The sequence below is a fragment of the Rhizobium sp. NLR8a genome (assembly GCF_019685235.1).
GTDB lineage: Bacteria > Pseudomonadota > Alphaproteobacteria > Rhizobiales > Rhizobiaceae > Rhizobium.
In genome coordinates this window covers 267,558-281,565 of the sequence record NZ_JABDWI010000010.1, presented here as the reverse complement: position 1 = coordinate 281,565, position 14,008 = coordinate 267,558, and the positions used below count along the sequence as shown (strand labels likewise).

14 protein-coding genes and 1 pseudogene are annotated in these 14,008 nt (G+C 61.1%); 7 read left to right on the top strand and 8 right to left on the bottom strand.

All coding sequences use genetic code 11. The features are described 5' to 3' along the window. Nucleotide 1: 1 nt before the first annotated feature. The 3 genes from HJC04_RS20950 to HJC04_RS20940 are packed head-to-tail and all read left to right on the top strand — an operon-like array spanning nucleotide 2 to nucleotide 3,760. The gene (locus HJC04_RS20950) at nucleotides 2–1,099 is read left to right on the top strand and encodes an ABC transporter ATP-binding protein (protein ID WP_221146983.1); all 1,098 of its coding nucleotides are present in this window, start codon (nucleotides 2–4) and stop codon (nucleotides 1,097–1,099) included. Further along, on the top strand, nucleotides 1,092–2,087 hold the full coding sequence (locus HJC04_RS20945) for an ABC transporter ATP-binding protein (RefSeq protein ID WP_221146982.1): 996 nt from the start codon (nucleotides 1,092–1,094) through the stop codon (nucleotides 2,085–2,087). The genes HJC04_RS20950 and HJC04_RS20945 overlap by 8 nt, the downstream gene beginning before the upstream one ends. A gap of 11 nt (nucleotides 2,088–2,098) precedes the next feature. Continuing rightward, the gene (locus HJC04_RS20940) at nucleotides 2,099–3,760 is read left to right on the top strand and encodes a dihydroxyacetone kinase subunit DhaK (protein WP_221146981.1); all 1,662 of its coding nucleotides are present in this window, start codon (nucleotides 2,099–2,101) and stop codon (nucleotides 3,758–3,760) included. Nucleotides 3,761–3,837: 77 nt separating this feature from the next. Here HJC04_RS20940 and HJC04_RS20935 read toward each other — a convergent pair whose 3' ends face one another. Continuing rightward, complete coding sequence (locus HJC04_RS20935; protein ID WP_221146980.1) at nucleotides 3,838–4,860, bottom strand: NAD-dependent epimerase/dehydratase family protein; 1,023 nt, start codon at nucleotides 4,858–4,860, stop codon at nucleotides 3,838–3,840. 95 nt (nucleotides 4,861–4,955) lie between these two features. Between HJC04_RS20935 and HJC04_RS20930 the strand changes: the two genes are divergently transcribed. Then, nucleotides 4,956–5,885, top strand: coding sequence for a LysR family transcriptional regulator (locus HJC04_RS20930; protein ID WP_221146979.1), 930 nt, complete (start codon nucleotides 4,956–4,958; stop codon nucleotides 5,883–5,885). 32 nt (nucleotides 5,886–5,917) lie between these two features. Then, nucleotides 5,918–6,427 carry a GrpB family protein gene (locus tag HJC04_RS20925; protein ID WP_210631585.1) on the top strand — a complete coding sequence of 170 codons (510 nt, stop codon included), beginning with the start codon at nucleotides 5,918–5,920 and terminating at the stop codon, nucleotides 6,425–6,427. A gap of 104 nt (nucleotides 6,428–6,531) precedes the next feature. On the opposite strand, the gene HJC04_RS20920 is transcribed toward HJC04_RS20925, so the two are convergent. Next, entirely contained in the window at nucleotides 6,532–6,819 is a 288-nt protein-coding gene (locus HJC04_RS20920) for a DUF2188 domain-containing protein (protein ID WP_064804010.1), read from the bottom strand. A 231-nt stretch (nucleotides 6,820–7,050) separates the two neighbouring features. Between HJC04_RS20920 and HJC04_RS20915 the strand changes: the two genes are divergently transcribed. Next, nucleotides 7,051–8,148 carry a calcium:proton antiporter gene (locus HJC04_RS20915; protein ID WP_210630500.1) on the top strand — a complete coding sequence of 366 codons (1,098 nt, stop codon included), beginning with the start codon at nucleotides 7,051–7,053 and terminating at the stop codon, nucleotides 8,146–8,148. Between the two features lie 39 nt (nucleotides 8,149–8,187). Here HJC04_RS20915 and HJC04_RS20910 read toward each other — a convergent pair whose 3' ends face one another. The 6 genes from HJC04_RS20910 to HJC04_RS20885 form a co-directional block, all read right to left on the bottom strand. After that, nucleotides 8,188–8,877, bottom strand: a complete 690-nt coding sequence (locus tag HJC04_RS20910; RefSeq protein WP_210630499.1) for a glycosyltransferase — start codon at nucleotides 8,875–8,877, stop codon at nucleotides 8,188–8,190. 73 nt (nucleotides 8,878–8,950) lie between these two features. Continuing rightward, entirely contained in the window at nucleotides 8,951–9,820 is an 870-nt protein-coding gene (locus HJC04_RS20905) for a 3-deoxy-manno-octulosonate cytidylyltransferase (RefSeq protein WP_210630498.1), read from the bottom strand. Nucleotides 9,821–9,867: 47 nt separating this feature from the next. Next, a complete protein-coding gene (locus tag HJC04_RS20900; protein WP_210630497.1) occupies nucleotides 9,868–10,773 on the bottom strand; it encodes a glycosyltransferase family 8 protein in 906 nt (301 codons plus the stop codon). Between the two features lie 362 nt (nucleotides 10,774–11,135). Then, nucleotides 11,136–11,522 carry a type II toxin-antitoxin system VapC family toxin gene (locus HJC04_RS20895; protein ID WP_210630496.1) on the bottom strand — a complete coding sequence of 129 codons (387 nt, stop codon included), beginning with the start codon at nucleotides 11,520–11,522 and terminating at the stop codon, nucleotides 11,136–11,138. Then, nucleotides 11,519–11,785: a type II toxin-antitoxin system Phd/YefM family antitoxin gene (locus tag HJC04_RS20890; protein ID WP_210630495.1), complete on the bottom strand. Its 267-nt coding sequence runs from the start codon at nucleotides 11,783–11,785 to the stop codon at nucleotides 11,519–11,521. The genes HJC04_RS20895 and HJC04_RS20890 overlap by 4 nt, the downstream gene beginning before the upstream one ends. Nucleotides 11,786–11,885: 100 nt before the next feature. Next, nucleotides 11,886–13,088 (bottom strand): pyridoxal phosphate-dependent aminotransferase, encoded by a 1,203-nt coding sequence (locus tag HJC04_RS20885; RefSeq protein WP_221146978.1) that lies wholly within the window; start codon nucleotides 13,086–13,088, stop codon nucleotides 11,886–11,888. A 207-nt stretch (nucleotides 13,089–13,295) separates the two neighbouring features. On the opposite strand from HJC04_RS20885, the pseudogene HJC04_RS20880 reads away from it, so the two are divergent. Further along, nucleotides 13,296–13,910: pseudogene (locus HJC04_RS20880) on the top strand (glycosyl transferase); the annotation flags it as partial. Nucleotides 13,911–14,008 lie beyond the last annotated feature (98 nt).

Below are 14,008 nucleotides of genomic sequence, written 5' to 3'. Positions count from 1 at the left end.
CATGGCACAGATCAGAATTCAGAATGTGCGCAAGGATTTCGGAGCCTTCAACGCGGTGAAGGCTTCCACCTTCACCGTTGAAGACGGCGAGTTCTTCATGCTTCTCGGCCCGTCCGGCTGCGGCAAGACGACAACCCTGCGGATGATGGCGGGGCTCGAGCTTCCAACCAGCGGCGAAATCTACATCGGCGGCGAAGAGGTGGGGATGAAGAGGGCGAGCGAGCGCGACATCGCCTTCGTCTTCCAGATGTTCGCTCTCTATCCCCACATGAACGTCCGCAAGAACATTTCCTATCCCTTGGTGAGCCAGGGCATGAGGAGGGCCGAGGTCACCGCGCGCGTCGCGGAAGTCGCAAAGATCCTGAAGATCGAGAACATCCTCGATAAGCCGGTCGGTGGCCTCTCCGGCGGCGATCGGCAGCGCGTCGCGCTCGGTCGCGCCATCGTGCGCAATCCGAAGGCCTTCCTCATGGACGAGCCGCTCGGCGCGCTCGACGCCGAGTTCCGCGAGCACATGGCCGAAGAATTGCGGGCTCTGCATGATCGCATGGGCGCGACCACCGTTTATGTGACCCATGACCAGCTGGAAGCCATGCAGATGGGCGACAAGATCGTGGTGATGAACCACGGCGTCGTCGAACAATTCGGCAAGCCCCAGCAGATCTACGACTGGCCAGCGACGAAGTTCGTTGCGAAATTCATCGGCTCGCCGCCGATGAATTTCCTCGAATTTGAAGGCTCGATCGGCGCCGGCGACGACCAGGTCAGCCTCGCCGGACACGTGATGAAGGTTCCGGTCTGCCGGGACGAACGCCTTGGCAAACTCGCCCTGGGCGTAAGACCCGAACATATCAGCTTCAGCGACGATTCAGCCTATCGCGGGCGGGTTATTGCCGTCGAATATCTAGGCACGACGCAGATCGTCACGATCGACACCGCCCACGGTGAGATCAAGGCCCGCACACCGTCCAATCAATCCGCACATGTCGACGAACTGATCGGCCTGGATTTCGATTCCAGGAACCTGACGATCTTTGACTCTGCGACCGGAAACGCGCTTGTTTCCGAGGCCAACGAAGGAGTGGTGCGCCGTGGCTGAGGTCATCCTGAAAAACATCACCAAATCCTTCGCCGGCCATCGTGCACTCGATGACGTCTCGATGATCGTCCCCGACGGCTCGTTCGTGGTCCTTCTCGGACCGACGGGTGCGGGCAAGACGACGACTTTGCGCATGGTGTCCGGCCTCGACAACCCCGATGTCGGCGAAGTCATGATCGGCGGACGGTCCATGCGCGGCCTGACGCCGGCCCAGCGCAACGTCGCCATGGTGTTCCAGCAATATTCGCTCTATCCGCATCTGTCGGTCCGCCAGAACCTGGAATTTCCCCTGAAGTCGCCCTTGCTGAAGACGCCGCAGCGCGTGATCGACGAGAAGGTGAACGCGATTGCGGAAATCCTCCAGATCTCCCACAAGCTCGACAACAAGGCGACCGCGCTATCGGGCGGAGAAATGCAGCGCGTGTCGATCGGGCGCGCACTGGTCAGGAACCCGCAGATCTATCTGATGGATGAGCCGCTGAGCTCACTCGACGCCAAGCTTCGCGCCGATCTCCGAATCGAGCTCAAGAATATCCAGGCCAGATCCGGCGCGACGCTGCTCTATGTCACCCACGACCAGGTCGAGGCGATGACGATGGCAACCCATGTCGGCGTTCTCCAAGAGGGCAGGCTCGTCCAGTTCGGCTCCCCGCGTGAGATCTACGAACATCCGGTCAGCATCTACGCCGCGACGCGCCTCGGGCAGCCCCGCATCAATGTCATTCCCGCGGAGCTCTTCCCAGGCGCGCCGGCGAAGGCCAAATCGATCGGCTTGCGGCCCGAGCATATCGATCAGGGCGATGGCCAGGATGCGACGGTTACGCGCGTCGAACATCTCGGCGATCAGACGCGCCTCCACATCACGTTCAAGACACATAATCTGATCACCGTCACCGACGCCCATACCGAGCTCAAGGGCGGTGAAACCATCAAGATCCAGCCGAACAAGCCGCTCTATTTCGACGCGGCCGGCATGCGCTTAGTTTAAGGGAGGCGAGAATGTCACAGTTCCTCAACAGCAAGGAAAACGCGGTCACCGAAGCACTCGACGGCCTTCTGGCCGCATCCGGCGGCGCGCTCACCCGCCTCGACGGATATCCGCATATTCGCGTCGTCGTCCGCTCCGATTGGGACAAGGGCAAGGTTGCGATCGTCTCCGGCGGCGGCTCGGGACACGAGCCCGCACACGCCGGTTTCGTCGGCAAGGGGATGCTGACTGCAGCCGTATGCGGCGATGTCTTTGCCTCGCCGAGCGTGGACGCGATCCTTGCCGGTATCCTGGCCGTCACCGGAACAGCCGGCTGCCTGCTCATCGTGAAGAACTATACCGGCGACCGCCTCAATTTCGGTCTCGCCGCCGAACGCGCACGCGCCTTTGGCCTGAACGTCAGCATGGTCATCGTGGATGACGACATCGCGCTGCCGGATCTCCCGCAGTCCCGCGGCGTGGCCGGAACCCTGTTCGTTCACAAGATCGCGGGTGCGCTCGCCGAGAGCGGCGCCGACCTCGGGGCGGTGAGCAAAGCCGCGCGCCGGGTGATCGAAAACACCAGTTCGATCGGCATGTCGCTCGATACGTGCACAGTGCCGGGCTCTCCGAAGGAGCACCGAATTCCGGACGGTCACGCCGAGCTCGGTCTCGGCATTCACGGTGAAGCCGGTGTCGAGCAGGTCGAATATTCGGGTGCGAAAGGCGCGGTCGCCGCGATGGTCGAGCGTCTTGCGCAATCGATGGATGACAGATCTCACGTCGTCCTCGTGAACAACCTCGGCGGCACCTCGGTCCTGGAAATGTCGGTCGTCGTTCACGAACTCCTCCAGTCAGCCATCGCGGGCAGGATTTCACACATCGTCGGACCGGCGCCGATGATGACGTCTCTCGACATGCAGGGATTCTCAATCTCGGTCTTCCCTGCCGGCAAGGCAGAACTGGAGCTTCTTTCCAAGCCGGTTGAACTTGCCGCCTGGCCGGGCGTGACAGCCGTCAAACCTGTTACGGTGCTTTCGCTGCCGGACGGATTGACGCCGATCGCCCCGATTGCATCAAGGCACGAACCCACCCGCCAGTTCCTGACGGATTGCTGCAATCTTCTCATCGGCGCGGAGAGGGACTTGAATGCGCTCGATGCGAAGTCGGGCGACGGCGATACCGGTTCGACCTTGGCCGGTGCTGCCCGCGCGCTCATCGAGGCGCTTGATCGTCTCCCCCTCTCTGATCACACCCAGCTCTTCCGGGCCATGGGGCAGGAACTCAGCCAGACCATGGGCGGCTCCTCGGGTGTGCTTCTCGCAATCTTCTTTGCCGCGGCCGGCGATGGCGCATCGAGCGGGCTGAGCATTCGCGAAGCCCTCAAGGCCGGCCTCTCCCGAATGCAGGAGATCGGCGGCGCGCGTCTGGGCGATCGGACGATGGTCGATGCTCTCTCGCCGGCCCTGGATGCGCTCGACGTGGGATTTGCCGCGGCTGCGGAAGCCGCCCGCGCCGGCGCGGACCTGACCGCCACGCTCGTTCATGCGAAAGCCGGACGCGCCGCATACATCAACGCCAAGCAGCTCGAAGGCCATATCGATCCCGGCGCGGAAGCGGTGGCCCGGCTCTTCGAATTCCTGGCTCTCCGCCCCGATGAGGCGGCAGAGACCGGCAGGCGCATCACCGGCTGAATGTCGACAATGACGATTATCCAGGACATGGAACTTGGCGGGCCTATCTCAGCGATCGAAATGAAGCGTTACCAACCTTAACGAGGTGAAACCGGCGAATGCGCAATGAAGGCGGCCGCTGTGTCGTGATGCGGTTCGGGCAGGCAGCCGAGGGCCACGAGTGTGGCTCTCACCGCCTCATCGATCGGTGTGCGCGGCTCCTTGCCGAGTTCGGCCACAAGCTTGGCGTTGCTCATCCTGAGCGGCACCTTCCAGAGATAGCGCATTTCCTTGATCTCCCTCATGATGGGCATAAAAGGCGCGGCGAGCGGCACGATCCACCACGGGAAGCCGGCGATCTTTGCTTTGCCACCGGAAACGCGCTTGATCATTTCCGCCATCTGCATGCCATCGGCATCCCAGAAGCCATCCATATGATAAACGGCAAAGGGCGGCAGCCGATCGGCCCGCTCGATGAGCTGGACGATGGTTTCCGCCATGTCGGGCAGAAAGGTCCACTGATGGCCGACGCCGCGCCGTCCCGGATTCTTGATCGTGCCAACCAGCTTGCCCGGCGTCACCAGCCCCGATGAAAACCAGCTGTTGGCCGTTGCGCCCGGACCGAAGAAATCGCCGGCCCGCACGATGATCGCGCCCGCGCCGGATTGCGATGCCGCCTTCAGCCGCGTCTCCATCTCGACACGGATCGCACCCTTCCTGGTCACCGGATGCTGCGGGCTTTCCTCCGCCGGCGCCGGCAGAGCATCGGGACCGAAATTATAGACATTGCCCGGCAGAACGATGCGCGCACCGACGGCGCGAGCGGCGGCAATGGTATTGTCGAGCATCGGCAGCACGAGCTTTTCCCAGTCGCGATAGCCGGGCGGATTGACCGCGTGGACAATCAGGTCAACACCTTCAGCCGCCTCCAGCACGTCGCTGGCATTCATCGCGTCGCCCTGCACCCATTCGAATGCCGGCTCGTTCTTCGATGCCTTGGCGGCGTCGCGGTTGAGCGCCCGGATGCGCCACCCGCGGGCGAGAAGCTTGCGGGCGATTGCGCCGCCGATGCCGCCGGTCGCGCCGAGAACCAGCGCCGTGATCTTCGTCTCTCCACTCATCGCAATCATCTCCTTTCAATTGCATGAGATGACTATGCCCCTGCTTTCCGATAAACAAAATTGACGAAATAAGTGGATCAGTTATACAAAAACATATGCCTCTCGAACCAAGCTGGGATTTCTACCGCAGTTTCCTGACCGTGCTCCAGCAGGGGTCGCTTTCGGCCGCCGCGCGCGAACTGGGGCTGACGCAGCCGACCATAGGCCGCCATGTCGACGCACTGGAACAGGCGATCGGCGCCGAGCTCTTCATCCGGTCGCCGAACGGCCTCGTGCCAACCGACGCCGCACAGGCGCTGAAACCCTATGCCGAAACGCTGGCGGCAACCGCCGCCGCCCTTTTGCGCACCGCATCCGGCGAGCGCGAGAGGGTAGCCGGAACGGTCAGGGTCAGCGCCAGCGAGGTCGTCGCCGTCGAGATCCTGCCTCGGATTCTCGGGCCGCTGCAGGAAGCCTATCCCGAACTCCACATCGAGCTCTCGGCATCCGATGCGATCGAAGATCTGGTAAATCGCGAGGCCGATATCGCCGTACGCATGGCCGAGCCGCAGCAGGATGCTCTCATCGTGCGCCGCATCGGCGACATCCCGATCGGCTTCCACGCCCACCGCCGCTATCTCGAACGGCACAGCATTCCGCAAACCATGGCGGACCTCGCCAACCACCGGCTCATCGGCTTCGACCGGCAGACGGCCTACGTCCGCATGGTGATGAAACGCTATCCGGCGCCCGAAGGGATCAAATTCTCCTACAGGACCGACAGCAATCTTGCCCAGCTCTCCGCAATCCGCGCCGGCGTCGGCATCGGCCTCTGCCAGATCGGACTGGCCCGCGAAAACCCCGACCTCGTGCATGTGCTTCCCGATGCGTTCGAGATTCCGCTCGGCACATGGGTGGTCATGCACGAAAGCCTGAAGACCTCACCGCGCTGCCGCGCCACTTTCGACGCGCTGGTCAAGGGGATCCGGGCTTACCATCGTCATTCCACCGGCGCGCAAGCGGAGATCGAGATCGATTTTCGATGAGAATCATGGGCAATCTCGCAGCATCTATGGAGATAACGATGCACAAGCCGGTTGAACTCGTGAGCTATGACAGGGAATGGCCGGAAGCTTTCCAGCGCATCCGAGCCAAGCTGTTGGCTTTGCTGCCGCAGGCGCTCGCCATCGATCACGTCGGCAGCACCGCCATACCCGGTATGGCCGCCAAGCCCCTCATCGATATCGACATTGTCCTTCCCGGTCTGGAGCATATCGAGAATGCGACGCAGGTGCTTCTCTCGGAAAACTACGAACCGCGCGGCAACCGCTATGACGACGAGGTTTGGGCATTCTTATCGAGAGGTTCGATGCCGGCGGAGCGCGTCTACCTTTGCCCGGCCGGCAACGGCACGCATCGAAACAGGCTGGCTTTCCGGGATTATCTCATCGCGCATCCCGAGGCGGCGGCCGATTATGCCGCGCTGAAACGCAGGCTGGCAGCTGAATTCCGAATGGATGGCGATCGCTATACCACTGAGAAGCGCGAGTTTGTCGACACGATTGTCACGCGGGCATTGAGGGGCTAGGTGCATGTCGCGCAAAAGCGCGCGGTTGTGCGATAACGGCATGCGCAAAGACAAGGACTTAAATCGCAGCGAGCGAATCTGAAAGATCACGACGCGCTTTAGGGTTAATGTCCAGCGCTCTGCGAGGCTCCAGCCGATCGCTCCTGCCATAAGCCGTCGACCACCTCGGTTTCCGGCCGGTCACCGCCCTCAGCATATTCCTCATGCCATTTGCCGTTTTCGTCCTGCCAGCTGATCTCGGCGGAATCGCCGCCGACCTGCTGTTCGGCCGCGACGATGCGCGCAGCTTCGAGCGCCTCGGCATGGGTCGGGAATGCCTCGGAATAGACGCCTCCAAGCCTGTAGGCCCAACCGCCGTCATGCGGCACGACTTCATAGACCACCTTGATCATGCATCCGTCTCCTCATCATCTTGTTGCGCATTCGCATGCTTCCGGACAGGGTCCGGATCATCGCGGCCGCGTGACGAGAATTCGAGGACGCCGCGATCTGCTTTCCGGCCCCGATGGCGTTCAGTATTCCATTAAACGCCGAAGACTGCAAATAGCAGAGTGCCACCGTGCGCTTCCCTTCCGAAATCAGTGACTTAGTTAAAAGGCGTGAATCACAACGGGAGCCGAGGCTTGGGTATCGCGTCACGCCTTAACGAGGAGAGGTTTCTGGTCACCGCACTCGTCGTCGCGGTGATGGCCTATCTTCTGGAACACACGGTTATCGAGATGGGGCGCGGCTTGGCGCTCATCGCCACCGCCGCCTTGGTCGCCACCATCGTACTCGCCTCCATCCGCGTCGCCCATCATGCCGAACTCCTCGCCGTCAAGGTCGGTGATCCCTACGGCACGATGATTCTGACACTTTCGGCTCTCGCCGTCGAAGTCATCATCCTCGCCACCATGATGAGCGGCGAGAGCTCGCCGACGCTCGTGCGCGACACGATCTACTCGGCCCTGATGTTCGATATCAACGGCATCCTCGGCCTCGCGGCCCTCCTTGGCGGCCTCAAGCATGGGGAGCAGCCCTACAACGACAATTCGGGCAAGACCTACGGCGTGATGATCCTGACCGCCATGGGCATTTCGATGATCGTGCCGGAATTCGTGCCGAGCGATAAGTGGCACTATTATTCCGCCTTTACCATCGTCGCGATGATCGCTCTCTACGGCCTCTTCCTGCGTATGCAGGTCGGCCAGCACAGCTATTTCTTCAGCTACAGCTATCCGCGCTCCGAGCGGAAGCGGGAAAGTCAGGAAGAACACGGCGCCGACGGACCGGCCGCTGTCTCGATCGCCACCATCCTCGTCGGCGTCGTCATCATCGGCCTGCTGGCGGAGTTCATGTCGGCTTTCATGACCGAAGGCCTGCGCGACAGCGGCGCGCCGATCGCGGTGACCGCCGTCGTCGTCGCGGCGATTTCGGCCGCGCCTGAAATCCTGACCGCGTTGCGGGCGGCGCTCAAGAACCGAATGCAGGCGACCGTCAACATCGCCATGGGCGCCTCGCTGTCGACGGTGATCCTGACGGTGCCCGTCATGGAGGCGATCGCACTCTATACCGGCCAGCCCTTCATCATGGCGATGACCCCGGTGCAGACGGTGATGGTAACGATCACCTTGATTGCCGCCGCGATCAACCTCAACGACGGCGAGACCAACGCCATAGAAGGCATGACGCATTTCATCCTCTTCGCCACCTTCGTCATGCTGACGGCGCTTGGTCTCTGAGGGCTCCCTCACCGCGGAAAAAGGGAAAGAACAGGCTGTTTAGGCGGACTGTTGGGCGAAGAGCAGGCGTTCGCGGGCCGCGAACCATTCCTCGGCGTAATCGTCGTTCTTGTGTTCCTCGAAATAAGGCCCGCCATCGGTGAAATGGACGTTCTTGGCGTCTTCGCGGTAGTCGTATTCATTGACGAGGTAATTCCACGTCACCGGCAATTCGCCGATGAGGTCTTCATTCTCCAGCCATTTGAACTGATGGAGTTGCAGCCCGGTCGCGGTATTGACGTAGTCGGGCGTCAGCGCGCGGCATTCGTCATTGTTGAAGAGGATGAGGCTCGACCAATTCTTCTTTTCGTACTTGGTCTGTGCCTGGCCGAGGAACTTGGTGTCGATCTTCGGCTGGTAATCGTGTTTGACGCACATGGCGGCGTAACGCTCGTCGCGCAATGCCCAAAGCTCGGCGATATCGGCACGCATCAGCATGTCGCAATCCATGAAGATGCTCCAGCCGTCGTAACCGCTGAGATAGGGCGTCAGGAAACGCGAGAAGGAAAACTCCGTGGATTGCATCGCGTTGCGCTGGCGGGTGAAAATCCCGCCAAGGTTGGAGAGCGCAATGGGCGAGAACTCGATCGGGATCGACGACTTCTCGATGATGCTCTGCACGAGAACGTGGTAGGCGACCACTTCCTTGGGATCGAATCCCACAAATATTCGAACGTTCTGTTGTTCCATTGTCCACCTTGATCGCCAGTATCGGCAACAGCTTTCGTGGCCACCCACGCCTGTTAGCAAAGGCCCGCGACAGTCATCCCTTCGACTTTTCGAGAAAACGCTGCTTGCGGGTTTTCGGTTTGAACCGCCGAAAGAAATTGTCGACGGCGCGGATGAACTTGGTGACGGACATCAGCCTGTCGATCTGGCTGTTCGTATTGTCGAGCCGCTCCGACAAGACCTCAGCCGCAGTCATCGCGATCTCGATCGGCGGCACCTCAGGAAACCGTTTGGCGAGCGCCGAATAGGGGCTGGCATCGACGCCGCCCATCATCGAGATCGATCCCATGCGCGCAAAGAGACGCAGGAAGATCTGCTCGAACGTCCAATCGTGCACGTCGAACACCTTCCACTTCTCGCTCCGTTTCGCCGAAAAGCCGGCAAGCAGGATCTTGCCCGGCAACTGCAGATCGGCGAGCCACAGCGCCACCGCAAAGCCGCTCGTCGCGATCTTGCCGATCGGATAGAGATCGGCGAGCATTTGCGTCAGATCAAGGTGACGGGCCTTAGCGCCTTCGAAGCGGCTCTTTTCGCTGAGATTTTCCTCGACGGAGACCCGGATGTTGACGACGCCGAGGAAATCGTCGCCGCCAAAGAACCGCAAGACATCCGCCGCCTCGCGCCGGTGGACGATATGGGCGCCCATCACGTCGCTGCGGGCAACCAGCATGGAATGGCCGACGAAGGGTTCGTCGAGCACCTTGTAGACCTTGTTGAAGAAGACGTAGAGCGCCGTCTCCGGCAATTCGCTCCGCAGCCGTTCAATATCGACCGCCTCGCTGTTTGCTACCAGCACGATATGGGAATAGCCCGACAACAACGCCTTCCACGCTTCCGGCGTCAGGAAATTGAAGCCACCATCCGGAGTGGTCGTAGCCTTGTTATCGCTGGGGATTGCTTCCATATCGCCTCACATGCACTTTCCAAGGACGACGCGTTCCGCCCGCCCGACTAGCTGTTGCTGAAATAGGCGCGCATCCGGGCAAGCCGCGTCAGCCCGCCGATCTGCTTTCCCACATGCGAGAGGAAGCCCGCCACTCGGTCCGTCGTCGACGGTTGCCTGCAGAAAGACGCCCAGGACGTGTTGCGAAGATCTTCGGCATAACGATCGGCCATCCGCCGGTGCACCCAGGGAACGTTCGCCTGCCACGGCTTCTTGCGGCCGGTAAAATGAAAGATGGCCGGCCGGCCGACGAAAGGCAGCAGGCCCGTCTGCGTATTCCAGCGCGGATCGAGCACCAGCCAATCGCTATCGAAAGTGACGTTCAGTGCATCCTGGTCGTTGTTCTCGAACAGGTGCGACCGTTCCTCGAAGATCTCCCGGGTCCTTGCGAAAAGCCCCCTCGCCCGGCAGGCCGACCAGTCGAACAGCAGCACGCCGGCATTGAAGTAACGGCCGCCCTCGCTCATGCCGATCTTGCGCTGGCGTGCGCCGGCCTTTTCGGGAAAGGCCATGACATAGTCGTCGACGGCAGCAAGCGCCTTGCCTTGGAGATCCCGCGTGAAGAGTTCGTCGACGGATGCCACCGCGAGCACATCGGCATCGAGGTAAAGCAGGCGCTCGATATGTTCTGGTATATCCCGATCCATATAGAGCCGCGCCAGCGTGGCGGCGGACCAGCGGCCCCGCGCCTGGAGGCCGGTGTCGGGCGTCTTATAGGGCAACACCCTGATCGCCATACCGTGAAGCCGCCCAAAATTATCGACCTCGGCGACCTCGTGCGGCTTGAGGTCAATGCCGAGAAGCAGGAACTCTACATCAGCATTGGTAAGATTGCGCTTGACGGAAAGCAGAGTGCAGCAGGCGGCCGGGAGCATGTTAACGTCAGAACAGACGATGACGGCACTCTGCTGCAAAATCCGGACCCCCGAAGCGGCAATTTGAACTTGATGCCGGATATCTAGTTGGTTTGGCGTCCGCCCGCAACAGCAGATCACCCGCCCCACCGGCACTCCCCGTCACGTTTTGAATCGGAATTCAACGACTTGCGAGGCGAAGTGGATTCAATGCGGCAACGGGTTGAATCGGGATGTGAACTTGGAGCCTTTCCTGGTCAGATTGCAGCATTCTGTTGGCTCAAACGGAGTTGGATGGTCGACCGGCCGGCGCGCGTCGGGCGATCGGCTCGGACGTACCTGCGGGTATGCCCGTCGCCAATCGCCTTTGCCCTGACGAAAACCTGCTCCGGCAGAACGCTGCAATCTGACCAGGGAAGGCTCTAAAGCCGCAGCGCCAAAGGATGATCGACGAGCAGCCGGTCGACGGTGGCAAGCTGCAAGCCTTCGACCTTGCACTGCGCCAGCAGCAGCCGATCAAAGGGATCACGCGTCTCCGGCTCGGGGTCGGCGGCAGTAATCACATGCTGAATTTCGATCCCCAGCAGGATCAGCCCTATTTCCTCAAGAGAACCGGCAATGTCTTCGAGCGGCATGCCGGGATCCAACTTTCCCAGACGAGCCTTGATCGCCGTTTCCCAAAGGCTCGCGACGCTGACGAAGCCCACGGTTTTGCTGTCGCCGAGCAGCGACGCGATCTCCGGAAATCGCGCGCCAGCATCCTTCCTCAGGATCGCGAGAACGATGTGAGTATCAAGAAGAAGTCTCATGACTCCGGCAAAGGCCTCAGGAGGAAATCCTCCGGCAGCGGATCGTCAAAATCATCCGCGATGAACGGCACCGGATTGGTAATACCCCGAGCACGAAGATAGGCCTGACCGGCCTCCAGATTCAAACCGCCGCGTTTCTGATGCGGCACCAGGTCGAACACCGGTCGGCCGTTCCGCGTGACGACAATGGTCTCGCCTGCCTCGACCTCGCGGGCAAGCTCGGTCAGGCGGTTCTTCGCGTCACGGATCGAAACGGTCTTCATGATACCAAATGTAGCCACATGCAGCCACACCGTCAACGCCGGATAAATAAAAGGCCCGCCGTCACCGGCAGGCCTTCGATCGATATGATCGCGGTTCGTTTTACTTGCAGGCGCCGCAGAAGCGCTGGATGCGGCGGCAGGCTTCCTCGAGCAGATCTTCCGACGTCGCATAGGAGATGCGGAAATTCGGGCCGAGGCCGAAGGCGGAGCCGTGAACGACGGCGACGCCTTCCGATTCCAGAAGCTCGGAAACGAAATCTTCGTCCGTCTCGATGACCTTGCCCGACGGCGCCGTCTTGCCGATCAGGCCGGCGCAGGACGGATAGACGTAGAAGGCGCCTTCCGGCACCGGGCAGACGATGCCCTTGGCCTGGTTCAGCATGGACACGACGAGGTCGCGGCGACCTTCGAAGATTTTCTTGTTCGCCGGGATGAAGTCCTGCGTGCCGTTCAGCGCTTCGACAGCCGCCCACTGGGCGATCGACGTCGCACCCGAGGTCTGCTGACCCTGGATCATGTCCATTGCCTTGATGAGATGGAGCGGGCCGGCGGCATAACCGATACGCCAGCCGGTCATGGCATAGGCCTTGGAGACGCCGTTCATCGTCAGTGTGCGGTCGTAGAGGCTGGGCTCGACCTCCACGGGAGTGACGAACTTGAAGTCGCCATAGGTCAGGTGCTCGTACATGTCGTCCGTCAGCACCCAGACATGCGGATGCTTCATCAGCACGTCGGTCAGCGCCTTCAGTTCGGCATGCGTATAGGCCGCACCCGTCGGGTTGGACGGCGAGTTGAAGATGAACCACTTGGTCTTCGGCGTGATCGCCTTTTCGAGATCGGCGGCCTGGAGCTTGAAATTATGCTCCTGGGTGGCCGAAACGAACACCGGCGTGCCGCCGCAGAGCGCCACCATCTCCGGATAGGACACCCAGTAGGGCGCCGGAATGACGACCTCATCGCCCGGGTTCAGAGTCGCCATGAAGGCGTTGAACAGGATCTGCTTGCCGCCGGTGCCGACGATCGTCTGCTCCCAGGAATATTCCAGGCCGTTCTCGCGCTTGAACTTGGCGGCGATCGCCTTGCGCAGCTCAGGGATACCGGAAACCGGCGTGTACTTCGTCTCGCCGCGGTTGATCGCGTCGATGGCGGCCTTCTTGATATTGTCGGGCGTATCGAAATCCGGCTCGCCCGCGCCGAGGCCGATGACGTCGCGTCCTTTCGCTTTCAGCTCGCGCGCTTTCTGGGAAACGGCGATGGTGGCTGAAGGCTTCACACGGGAAAGAGCATCGGCAAGGAAGGCCATGATATCGGTCCTATTGGTTAAAACGGGCAGAAAGCCGGGACCGGAGTTCTGCGGTTAGCTCTATGTCCAATGTATGACGGCATTTCAAGGGCAAAGGCGTGATGGGGGCAATGATTCTTATCGATCGTTTTGCCGCACCGGCGGGCGGACCCGCCGTCGTTCTCACCGGGACTTGCAGCGCGCAGTCGAAACGCACCGCACACTCTTGTTTGGCTGGCCGCAGCTGTCATCCTCTATCTGGCTGCGGCGGGCGAGATCACCAGCAATGTATGGAACTTGCACATCTTCCATGTGCCGGCCGCGATATTTGCGGCCACGGCGCGCTTCTTCTGGCAAAGCTTTCATCTAAGACAACCCCGGCGGTCGTGCTCCGCTTGATCTGCATCGTGGTCGTCGCTGTGGGCTGGTCGACCCTTCCCCCTCGTCAGGACGATGAAGAAGCCAATCGCCATGAAGGGCAAGCTGCTTGACGAGGAACTGGCGCGGCTGGCGAAACCGGGCGACCTTGTCGTCGCCATCGCACCCGAGGGCCGGCGATCCCGTCGCGGTCTAATACAGCAGGGCGCGCGGATGGGTGTTTCCACCCGGCGGAGGCGATTCCGAATGGTCGAAATTCGTCGCCAATGACGCCACGGCGATCGGGCAGCTCGAGGACCTGCGCGGCAGGGGGCGGATCTGTTCGGCGTGGCGAAGAACGCCGCCGACAAGCAGGATCTACGGTTCATCGAGCATCATGTCGGCGTCATCGATTATCTGAACAAGACCGCAACCAAGCTTGTGGATTCGGATGATTTGCTGGTCTACAGAATTACCCATCCATGAACGTCACGACAATTGGGGGCACGGGATTTGGGCAGGGTATGACCCCGGCCGCGGTATTTTCACGGTGACGATGATCATGTTTTTCGTCTTTTAAAATC

Excerpts from the sequence above, each read along its gene's own strand:
- HJC04_RS20950 (WP_221146983.1), top strand. The coding sequence starts at position 2 with ATGGCACAGATCAGAATTCAGAATGTGCGCAAGGATTTCGGAGCCTTC.
- HJC04_RS20940 (WP_221146981.1), top strand. The coding sequence starts at position 2,099 with ATGTCACAGTTCCTCAACAGCAAGGAAAACGCGGTCACCGAAGCACTC.
- HJC04_RS20935 (WP_221146980.1), bottom strand. The coding sequence starts at position 4,860 with ATGAGTGGAGAGACGAAGATCACGGCGCTGGTTCTCGGCGCGACCGGC.
- HJC04_RS20930 (WP_221146979.1), top strand. The coding sequence starts at position 4,956 with ATGCCTCTCGAACCAAGCTGGGATTTCTACCGCAGTTTCCTGACCGTG.
- HJC04_RS20920 (WP_064804010.1), bottom strand. The coding sequence starts at position 6,819 with ATGATCAAGGTGGTCTATGAAGTCGTGCCGCATGACGGCGGTTGGGCC.
- HJC04_RS20910 (WP_210630499.1), bottom strand. The coding sequence starts at position 8,877 with ATGGAACAACAGAACGTTCGAATATTTGTGGGATTCGATCCCAAGGAA.
- HJC04_RS20905 (WP_210630498.1), bottom strand. The coding sequence starts at position 9,820 with ATGGAAGCAATCCCCAGCGATAACAAGGCTACGACCACTCCGGATGGT.
- HJC04_RS20895 (WP_210630496.1), bottom strand. The coding sequence starts at position 11,522 with ATGAGACTTCTTCTTGATACTCACATCGTTCTCGCGATCCTGAGGAAG.
- HJC04_RS20890 (WP_210630495.1), bottom strand. The coding sequence starts at position 11,785 with ATGAAGACCGTTTCGATCCGTGACGCGAAGAACCGCCTGACCGAGCTT.
- HJC04_RS20885 (WP_221146978.1), bottom strand. The coding sequence starts at position 13,088 with ATGGCCTTCCTTGCCGATGCTCTTTCCCGTGTGAAGCCTTCAGCCACC.